We start from the raw sequence: 14,527 nt of genomic DNA, 5'->3' as shown, positions 1-14,527 counted from the left end.
ATTAGTGAGAGAGGAGCTTTTCGAGGTACTTCTTGCTGAGGGCCGCGGCTTCCCGGGGGTCACCGTCGTAGTTGTCGAGTTCGACCATGAGCCAGCTGTCATAGCCGCTCTCGCGGATGGCTGCGATGATGTCGGGGAAGTCGAGCTCGCCCTGTCCAAGCGGCAGGAAATTGAAAGGGTCCTTCTGGAAGTCCTTGAGGTGGACGTGCCGGATCCTGTCGGGGTACTTCCGGATGACTGCGGCCGGGTCCGCTCCTCCGGCTGCAAGGTGTGCGGTGTCCGGGCAGAAGCCGATCCGGGTGAGCGGCATGAGCCTGTCCAGTTCTTCCGGGCTTTCCACAATGGTGCTCAGGTGCGGGTGATAGCTTGCCGACAGGCCGAAGCTTTCCGCGATGTCCGTCACGCTGTCCAGAGCTTCGCCGAGGCGGTGGTAGTCCTCGTCAGTGGTTCCGGCGGCGCGGCGTGCCCCGCCTCCTACCACGAGCCGTTCTGCTCCAAAGGTGGCAGCCAATTCGGCGGCACGGTGGATCCGGTGCAGCTCGTCCGGAAGTATGTCGGCGTAGATGAAGTTCGCCCCGGTATAGACGCTGGTCAGCTCGATGCTGTTGCCGCTCAAGATCTCCTTAAGTTCTTCGGGCTTGTCGGCGTATTCGGCCAGGTTGCCGTCAAACATTTCAACACCCTGGTATCCGACTGATGCGATGTCCTGGACGGCGTCCCGCATGGACCCATGGGCCATGTAGAAGAGGTCCTTCACGCTCGTCACGCCTTGCGGGTGGCCGACCACGCCGCCCCAGGTGATGGAACAGTAACCGAGTTTCATTGCTTCTGCCTTTCAGCTGCCGGGGAAGATCTGAGTGATCCGATGAGGTTGTCTGTGTGGGGAACGTCGACCCACCGCTGCTGGGCAGCCGAGGCTACGACCGCCTCGGTAAGGAGTGCTGCGCGTAGTCCGTCGCGGAAGGTGGGCAGGCCAGCGGGTTCCTGACCGTGGACAGCCGCGTAGACGTCTGCGACGAAGGCGTTGAAACTGTCCTGGTATCCCTGCGGGTGGCCCGGCGGAAGTTTGGCGTACCGCCGGCCGCCCGGGGTGGTGAGTGTTTGCGGGCCGACAGGGATCTCCGAGCGTGAGTCGATGCGGCCCACGTGCAGGGTGTCCGGCTGTTCCTGGTTGAAGCTGAATGATGCTTCGGTTCCGTCGAAAGAGAACCAGAGGCGGTTCTTCCTGCCGGGACTGACCTGGCTGACCACCAAAGACCCTGTGGCACCCTTGTCCGTCTCGAACAGGAGCGTGGCGCCGTCCTCCGTGGCAACGGAGGACAACTGCCCGCCGGTTTCGCGCTGGTCGTGGGCCCGGCTGGTCCTCGCCACGAGCCTGGTGATTCTGTGCCCGGTGGTGAATTCCATGAGGTCGCACCAGTGGACGCCGATGTCACCGAAAGCCCTGGAGGCTCCTCCGATGGTTGAATCCACCCGCCAGTTGGTGGATTCTGCGCCGGCCAGCCAATCCTGCAGGTACGAGCCGTGCAGGAGCCACAGGTTGCCCGCGTCGCCGCGTCCGATGCGGTCGCGTGCCTCGCGGACAGCCGGATAAAACCGGTACACGAACGGCACACCGGTGACCACGCCGGCCTGGTCTGCGAGGGCTTGCAGCTCCAGGGCATCATCCACGCTGGTGGCCAGGGGCTTCTCGCAGATCACTGCTTTTCCTGCCGCAATGGCCTTGCGTGCCAGGTCGGCGTGGGTGGCGTTCGGGGTGCAGATGTGGACCACGTCCACGTCTGCTCGTGCGATCAGCGCTTCCGGGGATTCGGCTGCGAAGCGGGCACCGAGCGCGGATGCCGCGGCTTCGGCAGAAGCCTGGGTGCGTCCGGCGACTGCAATGACGTCACCGCCGGCTGCACGTACAGCGTGGGCGTGGACGGAACCCATGAAGCCTGTTCCGATAATTCCGGCGCGCAGTTGGGAAGACACGGGTGCTACTTCTTCCGGGCCAGTGCGACGGCCAGGATGATGATTGCGCCGCGGACCACCTGCTGCTGGCTGCTGTCCAGGCCGGCCAGGATCAGTCCATTGTTGATCAGGCCGATCAGAAGGGCGCCAAAGAGCGTTCCGATGATGGAGCCGAATCCGCCGAAGAGGCTGGTACCGCCCAGGATGACGGCGGCGATCGCGGAGAGCTCATCGCCCGATCCCCACTGGAACCGGCCGGACTGGAGGCGGCCGGCGTACAGCATGCCGGCAACGCTGGCCACCATACCCGAGATGAGTAGCACCTGGAATTTGATGCGCTTGGTGTTGATGCCGGTGAACTCGGCAGCGTTGCGGTTACCGCCCGTTGCGAGGACCTGGCGGCCGAACCTGGTGCGGTTCAGGACGACGGCGCCGATGGCGACGAAGATTGCGCTCCAGACCACCAGGCCGGGCACCGGGCCAAAGTCTCCGGACCCGAACAGCGTGTTGAAGGTGTCGTCCAGGATCGGCTGCGGGGCCGAGGCTGTGATCCACTGCGCCACACCGACGGCGATGCCCAGCATGCCCAGTGTCACCAGGAAGGAAGGGATACCCAGGAGACTGACGAGTGCACCGTTGACGGAGCCCACCACGAGTCCGACGGCGAGGCCCGCGAGGATGCCCGGGACCAGGCCCCATTGTGCCAGGGCCATGGCCGTGCAGACGCTGGAAAGGCCTGCCACGGAGCCCACGCTCAGGTCGATTTCCGCGCACGAGATGACGTACGTCATTCCGACGGCGATGACCGTGATGGTGGCCGTCTGCCGGAAGATGTTGAGGAGGTTCTGCGGGGACAGGAAGCCCTGGTCCCGCAGCAGGACGGCGAAGAAGATAAAGACGACGACGAAGCCGATGTAGATGACGTAGCGCCGCCAGTCCAGCTCTTTCAGCATGGACCCGAAATTGCGGCTTACCGCGGCCTCGCGCGGGGTGATGGTGTTTGCGTTGCTCACTGGTCAGACTCCCTGGACTGCAAGTTGAAGATATTCCTCGTCAGCGATCTCGCTGCGGGGGATGTCACGGATGACGGAGCCGTCCTTGAGGACGAGGACGCGGTCACTGACCGCGAGTAGTTCGGGGTACTCGGACGAGATGACGATGACGGCCTTGCCGGCACTGGCGAGTTCGCGGATCATGTCCAGGATTTCGCTCTTGGTGCCGATGTCGACGCCGGCCGTCGGTTCATCGAGGATGAGGATGTCCGGGTTGGTGCCCAGCCATTTGGCGATGACCACCTTTTGCTGGTTGCCACCGGAGAGCAGCCGCACAGGACGGTGGGGGTGGGCCACCTTGACCGCGAACTTCTTGATCAGGGATGAGGACAACTCCTTGCCCTTGGCACCGTCCAGCAGCGGTCCCCGCTGAATCTGGCCCAGCAGCGGCAGCAGGAGGTTGTCGCGGACCGAGTGGTCCAGGACCAGGCCCTGCGCCCGCCGGTCCTCGGGGATGAGGGCAATGCCGGCGTCGATGGCCTGCTGCGGTGAGGCTAGGGTGCTTTTCTTCCCCCTGATGAGGATGTCACCGCTGTCACGCCGGTCGATGCCGAACAGGGCGCGCGCAAGTTCGGTGCGCCCGCTTCCCATGAGCCCTGCCAGCCCAAGGATTTCGCCGGGCCGAAGCGTGAAGGAGATGTCCTTCACCCGCCGCCCGACGTTCAGGCCTCGGACCTCCAGCAGGGGTGCTCCCCCATGGGCCACATCCGCCCGCTCGCGGTAGGCAAGTTGGCCTTCGATTTTCTTGCCAACGATGCCTTCGACGATCTGTTCGGGCGTCACCGCGCTTAAGGGTTCGGTCAGGAGCCGGCGGCCGTCACGGAGAATGGTGATCCGGTCCGCGAGCCGGTAGACCTCGTCCATCCGGTGGGAGATGTAGATGATGGAAATCCCGCGTTGCTTGAGCCGGTCAATGAGTTCGAAGAGCGCTTCGGACTCGTGCCGGGCAAGGCTGGCGGTGGGTTCATCCATGATCAGTACCTGGGCATTCTGCGAGAGTGCCTTGGCGATCTCGGTCAACTGCCAGTACGCGGTACCCAGCCGGGAGACCTCAGCCTGGGGGTCTACATCGACCTCCATGTCGGCGAAGATCTCCTTGGCCCGCCGGACCGAGGCCCTGTCGTCAATGAACCCGCCCGCACCGAGTGGCTCGGCGGCAAGGAAAATGTTCTGGGCCACGGTCAGGCTGGGTACCAGGCTGAATTCCTGGAAGACCATGCCTATGCCCGCTGCCTTGGCTTCCTGGATCGAGTTGATGACGGTGGGTTTCCCGCCGATGAGGATCTCACCCGCGTCCATCTGGTAAACGCCCTGGAGGATCTTCATGAGCGTGGATTTTCCGGCGCCGTTGCCGCCTGCCAAGGCGTGGACTTCGCCCTTCCGGACGTCGAAGCTGACGTCCTTCAGCACGGAGACGCCATTGAAGCCTTTGGAGATCGAACGCATTTCGACGGCATTGTCTGCGGTGTTCATTGTTGCCCTTTCGGGACCGCGCGGGGGCATTGCAGCTCCCGCACGGTCGGCTCTGGCTACTTCTTGTAGGACTCTTGGATGTCCTTGGGGGCGTCCTCGTGGTAGACCTGCTTCCAGGCTTCCAGGACGTTGGAGTGGTCAACCGGCAGTGCACTCAGCGCCACGTAGGCCGGTGCCTGCTTGCCGATGAGGGCGCCTGCGGCCAGCCGGGCCTCAGTGACACCCTGGTCGAAGGGAACCTGGGCGCCGAGCCCGACGACGAGCTGGTCTTTGGCCAGCGCAATGGCGACGTTCTTGCCGAGGTCCTCGGTGGCGATCTTCAAGTCCGGCCGGCCCGCGGCGCGGGCGGCAGCCATGACACCTTCGGCCGGGACATCCCATACCGCCCAGATGCCGGAGAGGTCGGCGTACTTGCTCAGCATGGCGTTTGCGGCTGCCTGCGCATCACCGGCGAAGTCCGGACCGGCGATCCCCTTCTCTTCGACGATCTGGATCCCGGGGTATTCCTTGGTGATCGTTTCCTTGAAGCCCTGGTAACGCTGCTTGGTCACAAAGAAGTCAGCCTGGTGGAAAACAAGCCCGATTTTGCCCTTGCCGCCGATGGCCTTGGCCATCTGGTGTGCGGAGACGACGCCGTTTCCGTAGTTGTCGGCGGAAACGACCGAAACGTAGTCCTTGCCGGCGGTCAGTCCCTGGGGGATGTTGTCCATGAAGACGAGCTTGGTTCCGGCGGCAGCGGCCTTCTTGTAGGCCGAGGAGGTGGCCACGGGGTCGGTGGGGATGGACACAATGATGTTCGGGTTCTGTGTCATGACGGTCTCGATGTCCGAGACCTGCTTGTCCGGCTTGAAGTTGGCGTCCGTTGTCGCAATCACCTGGATGCCGAGCTTTTCGAACTCGCTCTTGAGGCCGTTGGTCTGGGCGTTGGCCCAGTCGTTGCCGCCGTAGTGCATCACGATGGCGGCTTTGGCATTGAGTGCCTTGATTTTTCCAATCTCTTCGGGCGTCAGGTCCGCAACGGAGGCCGGGGACGGAGTTTCGCCGTTGGGACCCTTGCTCATGACCTGTCCCTTGATCTTGTCTAGGGCCTGCTGGGCCTTCTCGGAAACGCCGGCATCAGGGGCATTGGAGGTGCCCGCTGCTGAACTGCTGCAGGATGCGACGGAAAGGGACAGAGCTGCGGCCAAGGCCACCAGGGGAAGCCTGCGGATCATCATTGTTCTCCAGTGCTTGTATGGAATGGGTGGTGTGGTTGTTTGAATCAGGCCAGCGCTATGGCGAGGGCAGGGGGAACCGGCGACAGGACAAGGCAGCCTGCGGCTGCGGCTGTGCGGACAGCGGCCGCCTTGTCGGAAGCCTTCACGAAGGCTTCCGCGTGGACCTTGTCTACGAAAAGTCCCAATGAACACGGCCCGTGGTGGGTTTGCACCCACCGCACCGCCTCCCCTGCCACCTTTGCCATGCCGCCGGCGGCCTGGACTACTGACCCCTGGATGGTCGTCAGTGACACAGGCGTGCCGGATTGGTCGAGGGAGACAACCAGGCTTGCCCACAGGGTGTTGTCATCGAATACGCCGATAACTGCCGAGGAACCGGCGGGGACAAAAGTGCGGACAGCTGCTGCGAGATCATCACGTGCTGCGCCCGTTAGCAGTACCTCAAGATGTGCCCACTGGGCTTCATCGACGTTCCGGAAGCTGGTCCCTGGATTGAGTGAAAGAGCGGCCGCGATTGTGTCGCTCATACCGCTCACTCTCTAGTCCAATTCTGCCTCGTGAACGTTTACGAAGCTTCCGTGAACGTTTACGGTAACCAGCGTAAACGCTAACGGAGCGCGTGTCAACGATCACATGGCAGGCTGGTGCGGGGGCAGGGACGTAAGCTTAAGCGGGCTCACAGCTGTCCCAGGCTCGGCTCGCACAGCGCAGGACAAGGAGAGGCATGGCAGGCATGGCAGTCCGCCGGGAGGGCAATGACGGGCCTCCCGCAGCGCCGTCGCGCAGGAAACCCACCATCAACGATGTGGCGCAGATGGCGGGCGTCTCCTTTGGCACTGTCTCGCGGGTCCTGAACGACGCGCCGGACGTCAGCGCCTCAACCCGCGAACGCGTTCTCCAGATCATCAAGGACATCGGCTACCGGCGGAACCGGGCAGCCACCGCACTGGTTACCAACCGCTCGACGTCCATCGGCATACTCTCCGACGGCTCGCCGCGGTTCGGCCCCGTGGGAACGCTGCTGGCGCTTGAAAACGTTGCGCGGAAGAAGGGCTTCGCCACAACGGTCATCAGCGTCGAGAAACCCTACGAAGAGTCTGTCCAGGACGCCCTCGACAGCCTGGACGACAGCGGCGTGGGAGGGATCATCGTCATCGCGCCGGTTGTGGATATGGCGGCAGCCGTCTGGAACGCCACATGCCGTGTACCGGTGGAGATGATCGCCGCCGGAGCCTCCTCGACTCCCAATGTCTTCACCTACTCGGAAAACCAGGAACTCGGCGCCAGGCTTGCCACCCAGCACCTCATAGACCTGGGCCATACGGACATCGCCCATATTGCCGGGTCCATGGACTGGTTCGATGGACGGGTCCGCAAGCGTGGCTGGGAAGCGGCACTGCGGGATGCGGGGCTGGAGCCGGGGCTGTGCATCGAAGGCGACTGGAGCCCCAAGTGGGCCTATGAAACGGGCCTCCGGCTGGTACGCGAGGGGAAGGTTCCGCAGGCCATTTTCGCCGCCAGTGACCACACTGCGCTGGGGCTGATCCGCGCTTTCACCGAAAACGGCATCCGGGTTCCGGACGATGTCAGCATCGTGGGATTCGACGACGTTGAGGGGTCTGACTATTTCCTGCCTCCCCTGACCACCGTGCGGCAGGACTTCAACGCGCTGGCGCTGATGAGCACCGAGGTGCTCATCGGCGCCATGGAGGGGCGGGACGTGGACCGCACGCCCATCCCGCCCACCCTGGTGGTGCGCAACAGCGCCCGCCAGGCAGCTCCCCACAAGTAGAAAGCTCGCAAAGGGAAGCCCGACGGCGGCACGTGCGTCCCGCCGTCGTCCTTCCTTCAATGCCCGGGGTCCGCCCGGCAGAACCTACGGGTGCACCAGCACCTTCACCGCCGTGTCCTTGTGGTTGATGAGGGTGTCAAAGCCCTGCTCCACCAGGTCCTCCAGCGCGATCCGGCCGGTGATGAACGGCTTGAGGTCCACCTTGCCCTCCTGCACCATCTTGATGACGGCGTGGGGTCGCGGACGTAGGCGATGGTGCCGCGCAGGTCAATCTTCTGACCTCGGGCGGTCCCAACATTCGGCCATCTGTGGCACCGCGGCGGCTACCTGCCGGCGCCCACAGAGCGGGACGCTTCAAATGAGCGAACACCTCTGCAAGCGTTTCTTTGCTGAAACGACGACGGTCGCTTTAACCTTTTTAGGTCGCGTCGAGGTTCATGCGCTCTAGCTCATCCAGCGTCTTTCCGGCAGCGTTCTTCCAGGAGGTCCTGCCGTTTATTGATCGACCCACCAGAGTAACGCCGGCGGCGGTGGGGCTATTGAACAAATGGTCCTTCAACAAGGTCAGCCGGTCACTCGTAATTTCAACAACTCCCTGCTCCTGAAGCTTTCGTCGCAGATTTACGATCCAAGCCTGACATCCGTTCGATTCCAAGGGACGGCCGTATGATCCGGCCTGCACCACCAGCCCCTCCGGGGTTAGAGTTCCCTTTCCCTCACATCCCGGACGGGTGAAGGAAAGGTAGTGCGCAGATGAAACGGCTGCTTGGAGCGGTACGAGGTTCGATTCGTGCTTTTGGAGCGGCTCCATCACGGGAAATCCGAGCGTCGTTAGGAGCACGGAGATGGTGTCCAGGTATTCGTTACAATCAGCCTCCAGTGGGGCCGGGGTGTGCCGGTTGGATGCGCCGTTACCGTTCATTAGCTTGAACCTATCGGCCCGGAGCGATTTGTCGATGGCCTGCCATTCCATGTACCCCACATGGGTGTCGGTCCAGGTATTGGTCAATGAGACGGCGACCAATGCCCGCTCCCAATAGTCCTTAGTCGCAGTGTGCTGCTTCAGCCGGCCGCCGACGTTTCCTGTTTGGCCGATGTAGCAAACCTCGGAGGCGTCCTCTGAGGCGCCGAAGAGAAAATAGAGACCGACTTGGGAGGCCTCCGGCATTTTGAGGAATTCGGTCAGTAGCGTTCGTGGGACGTCAAAGACGCGCACCGTGCGCGTAGTGATTTCAGCCATTCGGATGCCGGCTGGATCACCCTGGGGCAGATAGATCTGTATGGTTTGGGGACGGCTGATCAAGGTGTTTTCGTCTCACTTCGTATATAGGCTTGGGGGTCAGCAGAGAATCTTGCACCGCTAAGTAAGCATGGGAAACAGCCCATTTGACTGAGCGACGCCCTGGCAATCGGAATCCGTCCACGGACAAGGAGGTGCCCGGTGGTCGTCATGGCGCGTCGCCGGGGAAAGTCCAATCAAAATCGCGGGGACGTAGTTTCCCGTCGTCCGGATTGAAGGGAAGGATCCTGAACTCTCCCGCCTCAGGGTCCACTTCGTCGTCCACAATTTGCATTCCGGACCATACGCCCATCATGCAGAGTCCGGGATACAGGCGGGCGTGATCGACCTCGTTGCGCGTGACAATAACCGAGTTCCCTCTGCTCTGGGTGCCTTTCGCTTCAAGGTAGACTCGATCAGTACCTCTGACCGCTTCAGCGTCGTAGGGACGATCGTGTCGGGTATCTGTAACCGTCCAGCCAAGGTCTCGGTAGTACCGCATCAAACGATCCTGCGCAGCGTTCTCAATCGTCTTGCGGACCTCGGCGTCCATTTGTAGCCCTTGCCCTTCAGCACCGGGTAGATCCCCCGCCTCAGCTAGGTCCGCGTCTACCTCGCCCATCTCAGGGTCCGGGCCATACAGAATTGAGTTCCTGCTGCCAGGCGCGTAATCGACCTGCGTTCCGATCAGGGCATCGTGAATGGAATGTCCGGCCGGCAGGACGCGGCCTATGAGAGCCTTCTTTGGCGCCCGTGTGTTACCTGCCAGAATCTCGTGATTCGGGTTCTTGAGCTTCGCAACCAGCACGACCCGGCCTTGGTAGTTGAGCGCGGCCCAACGCTCATCTGAGATACTCTTCGCACTCAGAAACCAGTCACCCCGATTGTTGGCCCAGAGCTGCTCCGGTGTTGCGTCAGGGTCATAACCGTACCAATCACGTCCAAGCGGATCATCGCTCTCCGCCGTCGTTCGGTCGCTGAGCCTGATGTTGATAACCATGAATCGAGTATCGCCGATCGCGCTGGCCACTAGTGTGAACCCGCCGGCGTCTCGCCCGAGGAATATTAGGCTGACGTGTGCTCACACGGCCATGGGCGAGGTGCTTGACCCCGGCTTCAAAAATCAGAGACGCGTGCCGGGCGTCCGCCCGCCGGCCCCTACGGGTGCACCAGCACCTTCACCGCCGTGTCCTTGTGGTTGATGAGAGTGTCGAAGCCCTGCTCCACCAGGTCCTCCAGCGCGATCCGGCCGGTGATGAACGGCTTGAGGTCCACCTTGCCCTCCTGCACCATCCTGATCACGGCGGGGTGGTCGCGGACGTAGGCGATGGTGCCGCGCAGGTCGATCTCCTTGAGCACGATCTTCTGCATGTCCACGGTGGCGGGCGCGCCCCAGATGGACACGTTGACCACTACGGCGCCGGGCCGGACGGAGTCGAGCATGGTGTCCAGCACCGCGTTCACGCCGGCACATTCGAAGGCGACGTCCGCGCCCGTCCCGCCGGTGAGCTCCCGCACCCGCTCCGGCACGTCCTCCTTGCTGGGGTCCAGGACGTGGTCCGCCACGCCGCTGGAGGTGGCCTTTTCCTTGCGCGCCTGGGTGAGCTCGCTGATGATCGTGGTCACCCCCATACCTTTGAGAACCGCCGCGGTGAGCAGCCCGATGGGACCCGACCCGCCCACCAGCGCGGTGTCGCCCGCCTTCACGCCGCTACGCGCCACCGCGTGGTGCGCCACGGACAGCGGCTCGATCAGCGCCGCCTCATCGAGCGGAATGTCCCCGATAGGGTGCACCCACCGCTGGTCCACCACGATCTTCTCGCTCAGCCCTCCCCCGCCGCCGGACAGCCCGATGAAGCCCATTTGCCGGCAGAGGTGGTAGCTGCCCGCCTGGCACATGTCGCAGGTTCCGTCCACAAAATAGGGTTCGACGACGACGTTGTCCCCCTTCGCCAGGCCCGTCACCCCTTCGCCGACCTCGGAGACAGTCCCGGAGAATTCGTGTCCCAGGGTCACCGGGGATTGCTCGTGGGACAGCGGGTGCGGATGGCCCGGCGCCGGGCAGAAGATGGGCCCTTCGAGGTATTCGTGCAGGTCTGTGCCGCAGATGCCGCACCACGCGACGTCGATCTTCACCGCCCCGGCGCGGAGGTCCGGCTCCGGGATGTCCTCGATGCGGATGTCCTTGCGGGCGTGGAATCGTGCTGCCTTCATGGTGGGTTCTTCCTTTTAGCGGGTGTGGTGGCTGGGCTGCAGTTCGTAGACGGGCGTCTCCAGCCCTTCCATCCGGGCTTTGAGCTGCAGGGCCAGATAGGACGAGTAGTGCCGGCTCTGGTGCAGGTTGCCGCCGTGGATCCAGAGGTTGGGGACGTTGGTTGGTTTCCACATATTGCGCAGCTCCCCCTCCCACGGGCCAGGGTCTTTTGGAGTGTCTGAGCCGTATCCCCAGCACTTGCCAACGCGGTCCGCGATTTCGGGCGAGACCAGGTCCGCCAGCCACCCGTTCATGGACCCGTAGCCGGTGGCGTAGACAATGAGGTCGGCCTCCAGCTCGGTGCCGTCCGCCATCACCACGGCGTTGCCGGTGATCTTGGAAACCTGCCCGTTCTTCAGTTTCACCCGGCCGTCGATGATCAGCTGCGAGGCGCCGACGTCGATGTAGTAGCCGGAGCCTCGCCGCAGGTACTTCAGGAACAGGCCGGACCCGTCCACGCCGAAGTCTAGGTCGAAGCCGGCGGCCTCCAGCTGGGAGTAGAAGTCCGCGTCCCGCTTGGCCATCTCCTGGTACACGGGCACCTGCGCCTCGGGCAGGATGCGCATGGGAAGGGAAGCGAAGAGCAGGTCCGCCTTCTCGGTGGTGACGCCGTTGGCCAGCGCCTTCTCCGAGTACAGGTCCCCCAGCGCCAGGTCCATCAGGGATTCACTGCGGGCGATGTGGGTGGAGGAGCGCTGGACCATGGTGACGTTGGCGCCGTGCTCCCAAAGGTCCGCGCAGATATCGTGCGCGGAGTTGTTGGAGCCGATCACCACGGCTTTCTTCCCGGTCCAGTCCCCGCCGCCGGGGTGCTGGGAGGAGTGCCGCTGCTCCCCCAGGAAGGACTGCGCGCCGTCGAACGCGGGGATGTTCGGGTAGCCGGAGACGCCCAGGGCGAAGACGAGCTGCTTGGGTCGCAACGTCACTGCTGACCCGTTGCGAAGGACGCTGACCGCCCATTCCTGCGTGCCGTCGTCGTACTCCGCACCCACGCACTCGGTGCCGGACCAGTAGTTCAGCTCCATGATGCGGGTGTAGTGCTCCAGCCAGTCGCCGATCTTGTCCTTGGCGGCGAAGACGGGCCAGTCGTCCGGGAACTTCAGGTAGGGCAGGTGGTCGTACCAGACGGGGTCGTGCAGGTGCAGGGACTTGTAGCGGTTGCGCCAGGAGTCGCCCGGGTTCTCGTTCTTCTCGATCACGATGGTGGGCACTCCCAGCCGCCGCAGCCGCGCCGCGAGGCCGATGCCGCCCTGCCCGCCGCCGATGATCACGCAGTAGGGCTGCTCCTCGTAGCCCAGCCGCGCCTCCTGTTCCTCCTTAAGTTCCTTCCAGGAGCGGCGGCCGCGGACGATTTGGTGCGCCACGCCCTGCTCGCGGCGCGGGCCCTTCTTCTCCTCGAAGCCCTTCAGCTCCTGCATGGTGGTGAGCAGCGTCCAGCACTTGCCGTTCCGCAGCCGGAGGTGGCCGTAGCCGCGGGCAGCGCCGGTTTCGAACGAGATCCAGGCTTCCACGGTCCCGTCAGGCGCGGCGCTGCCGGTGGCGTCCTCCGCGAGCGCCCAGCCGGCGGGCTGAACATGGTCCAGCGTGGCTTCCAGCATCCGGCGGATGTCCGCCTTGCCTTCGAGCGTTTTCAGGTTCCAGGTGAATGCCACGAAGTCGCGCCAGTAGCTGTCCTCCTCGAAGAGGTCCAGCGCGGCGTCCACGTCGCGGCGCTGGAGCGCGCCGTCCAGGCTGGCCAGCCAGGTCTGCGCGGCGGCGGTGGGTGTTTCGGTCATCTCCACTCCTTTGTGTGCGGTCCCTCAGGTGGTCCGGGCGGCCCCGTCCCGCCGGGTCCCTGCGGTATGCTGGGGCGGGTGTGAGCTGCATCACTATTGGAACGCGGCGGGGGTAACAAGCGCGTTACACGGGCACTGCCGGCAAGGATGCCGGCGGTGAGGAGGAGACGGTGGACTACGGCCTGAGGTTTTCGGACCCGGCGAAGTACGCGCGTGCCCTTCGCCGCGCGCACGAGCTGGTCATTTCGGGTGTCCCGCGGCCGGAGATCCCCGTGCCGCTGGCGGAGTCGTGGCGGCGGTCGATGGCGCTGGGCATCAGCCCGGACCAGCACAGCCCGCGGCACCTGCACGATCCGTCCGAGGTGGTTCAGCTGCGGCGGGAGCACCGGCTGCAGCGGGTGATGCCGGCGCTGCAGGACCTGCTGGCCGACGATTCCAGTTCCGGCCGGCACCTGCTGGTGCTCACCGACGCCGGCGGTGAGATCCTGTGGCGGGTGGGCAGCCGGGAGGCGCTGCGCCGGGCGGACCGGCTGGAGTTCTCCGGGGGCGCGGACTGGTCCGAGGCGGGCATAGGCACCAACGCCATCAGCGAGGCACTGGTCAACGGCGGCCCGGTGCAGCTGTTCTCCGCCGAGCACCTGGTCCGCACCCACCACGACTGGGCGTGCACGGCGGCCCCACTCACGGATCCTTTGACGGGTGCGTTGCTGGGAGTGCTGGACGTGTCCGGGCCGCTGGACACCATCAGCGCGGACACTCTGCGGATGGTGCGGTGCGCGGTCCGGGTGGCGGAGTCGCTGCTGGGAACGTCCGACGGCGGCCCCTCCTTGGGTGTGTCGTCTTCCGTTCGTGCGTCGCGGCAGCGTCTCCTGCCTCGTGTTGCGGTGCAGCGGCTGGAGCTCCTGGGCGACAGACCCGCGGCGGTGTTTGCCGACGGGAGCCGGGTGCCTCTGACACTGCGCCGGGCAGAGATCCTGGCGCTGCTGGATTCACGGTCGCAAGGGTGGAGCGCCGAGGAACTGGCCTATGAACTTCATGGCGACGCGGGCACGCCGCAGGCCATCCGGACCGAAATGTTCCGGGTCCGGTCGATACTGGGCGACGCGGTGGAGTCGAACCCGTACCGGCTTGCTGCCGGCGTGGCCGGGTGTTCTGACTCGGGGCGGGTGCTGCGGCTGCTGCGTGAAGGGCAAGTGGCCGAGGCGCTGGAGGCGTACACCGCTCCCCTGCTCAGCCGGTCCGGCGTCCTGGCGGTGCAGCTGCTGCGGGACCAGCTGGATATGGCCGTGGGCTCGGCGGTGCGGGCCAGTGGGGATGCCGGACTGCTGATGCGGTGGTTGTCCACTGATATGGGTGCTCGGGATGTGGAGGCGGTGGAAGGCCTGGGCCGGCTGGTCGGTCCCCGGGATCCCCGATACTTAGCGTTTAGGCGTCCGCCGCCCTCGTATATTGAGTCATTCTAAACCGCTGGGCGGCCAGGGGGGTTACGACCTGTTGGTGGCCATGTACCACGACCAGGGGCACGGGCCGGTGAAGGTGCTGGGCATCGAGGCCGGCGTAAACATCACGGTGGGCCTGCCCGTGATCCGCACGTCAGTGGACCACGGCACCGCGTTCGACATCGCCGACAAGGCGATCCCCAATTCCCGTTCGATAGTGGAGGCGCTGCACCAGGCGGCGGAGATAGCCACCCGTCCGGCTGTGGCCGTGTAGGTCACCAGTTTGATTCGGG

The 14,527-nt window shown here is 64.4% G+C and carries 13 protein-coding genes and 1 pseudogene; 3 read left to right on the top strand and 11 right to left on the bottom strand.

The window, feature by feature from the left end; translation table 11 throughout:
• Position 1: 1 nt before the first annotated feature.
• From LDO14_RS05540 to LDO14_RS05515, 6 genes are read right to left on the bottom strand one after another with little or no spacing between them, the layout of a single operon-like run.
• Positions 2-823: a sugar phosphate isomerase/epimerase gene (locus tag LDO14_RS05540; protein ID WP_223994267.1), complete on the bottom strand. Its 822-nt coding sequence runs from the start codon at positions 821-823 to the stop codon at positions 2-4.
• Positions 820-1,974: a Gfo/Idh/MocA family oxidoreductase gene (locus tag LDO14_RS05535; RefSeq protein WP_223994265.1), complete on the bottom strand. Its 1,155-nt coding sequence runs from the start codon at positions 1,972-1,974 to the stop codon at positions 820-822. Before LDO14_RS05535 ends, LDO14_RS05540 begins: the two co-directional genes overlap by 4 nt.
• A 5-nt stretch (positions 1,975-1,979) precedes the next feature.
• A complete protein-coding gene (locus LDO14_RS05530) occupies positions 1,980-2,966 on the bottom strand; it encodes an ABC transporter permease (RefSeq protein WP_223994263.1) in 987 nt (328 codons plus the stop codon).
• Between the two features lie 3 nt (positions 2,967-2,969).
• Positions 2,970-4,478 (bottom strand): sugar ABC transporter ATP-binding protein, encoded by a 1,509-nt coding sequence (locus LDO14_RS05525; protein WP_018770471.1) that lies wholly within the window; start codon positions 4,476-4,478, stop codon positions 2,970-2,972.
• 56 nt (positions 4,479-4,534) lie between these two features.
• A complete protein-coding gene (locus LDO14_RS05520; protein WP_018770472.1) occupies positions 4,535-5,695 on the bottom strand; it encodes a substrate-binding domain-containing protein in 1,161 nt (386 codons plus the stop codon).
• Positions 5,696-5,739: 44 nt separating this feature from the next.
• A complete protein-coding gene (locus tag LDO14_RS05515; RefSeq protein ID WP_223994261.1) occupies positions 5,740-6,222 on the bottom strand; it encodes a hypothetical protein in 483 nt (160 codons plus the stop codon).
• Between the two features lie 197 nt (positions 6,223-6,419).
• On the opposite strand from LDO14_RS05515, the gene LDO14_RS05510 reads away from it, so the two are divergent.
• A complete protein-coding gene (locus LDO14_RS05510) occupies positions 6,420-7,487 on the top strand; it encodes a LacI family DNA-binding transcriptional regulator (protein WP_018770474.1) in 1,068 nt (355 codons plus the stop codon).
• Positions 7,488-7,571: 84 nt separating this feature from the next.
• Here LDO14_RS05510 and LDO14_RS05505 read toward each other — a convergent pair.
• The 5 genes and pseudogenes from LDO14_RS05505 to LDO14_RS05485 all read right to left on the bottom strand — a co-directional run.
• Positions 7,572-7,759, bottom strand: a pseudogene (locus tag LDO14_RS05505) (2,3-butanediol dehydrogenase); the annotation flags it as partial.
• A gap of 146 nt (positions 7,760-7,905) precedes the next feature.
• A complete protein-coding gene (locus tag LDO14_RS05500) occupies positions 7,906-8,727 on the bottom strand; it encodes a GIY-YIG nuclease family protein (RefSeq protein ID WP_223994259.1) in 822 nt (273 codons plus the stop codon).
• Positions 8,728-8,935: 208 nt separating this feature from the next.
• Positions 8,936-9,766 carry a DUF3883 domain-containing protein gene (locus LDO14_RS05495; RefSeq protein WP_223994257.1) on the bottom strand — a complete coding sequence of 277 codons (831 nt, stop codon included), beginning with the start codon at positions 9,764-9,766 and terminating at the stop codon, positions 8,936-8,938.
• A 158-nt stretch (positions 9,767-9,924) separates the two neighbouring features.
• Entirely contained in the window at positions 9,925-10,980 is a 1,056-nt protein-coding gene (locus tag LDO14_RS05490) for a 2,3-butanediol dehydrogenase (protein WP_223994255.1), read from the bottom strand.
• A 15-nt stretch (positions 10,981-10,995) separates the two neighbouring features.
• On the bottom strand, positions 10,996-12,795 hold the full coding sequence (locus tag LDO14_RS05485) for an NAD(P)/FAD-dependent oxidoreductase (RefSeq protein ID WP_223994253.1): 1,800 nt from the start codon (positions 12,793-12,795) through the stop codon (positions 10,996-10,998).
• A 170-nt stretch (positions 12,796-12,965) separates the two neighbouring features.
• On the opposite strand from LDO14_RS05485, the gene LDO14_RS05480 reads away from it, so the two are divergent.
• A complete protein-coding gene (locus tag LDO14_RS05480) occupies positions 12,966-14,258 on the top strand; it encodes a GAF domain-containing protein (RefSeq protein WP_223994250.1) in 1,293 nt (430 codons plus the stop codon).
• The gene (locus LDO14_RS05475; RefSeq protein WP_223994248.1) at positions 14,245-14,508 is read left to right on the top strand and encodes a 4-hydroxythreonine-4-phosphate dehydrogenase PdxA; all 264 of its coding nucleotides are present in this window, start codon (positions 14,245-14,247) and stop codon (positions 14,506-14,508) included. Before LDO14_RS05480 ends, LDO14_RS05475 begins: the two co-directional genes overlap by 14 nt.
• Positions 14,509-14,527: the final 19 nt, after the last annotated feature.

This window comes from Arthrobacter sp. NicSoilB11, assembly GCF_019977375.1.
Lineage (GTDB): Bacteria > Actinomycetota > Actinomycetes > Actinomycetales > Micrococcaceae > Arthrobacter.
This window is presented reverse-complemented; position numbering and strand designations above follow the sequence as displayed.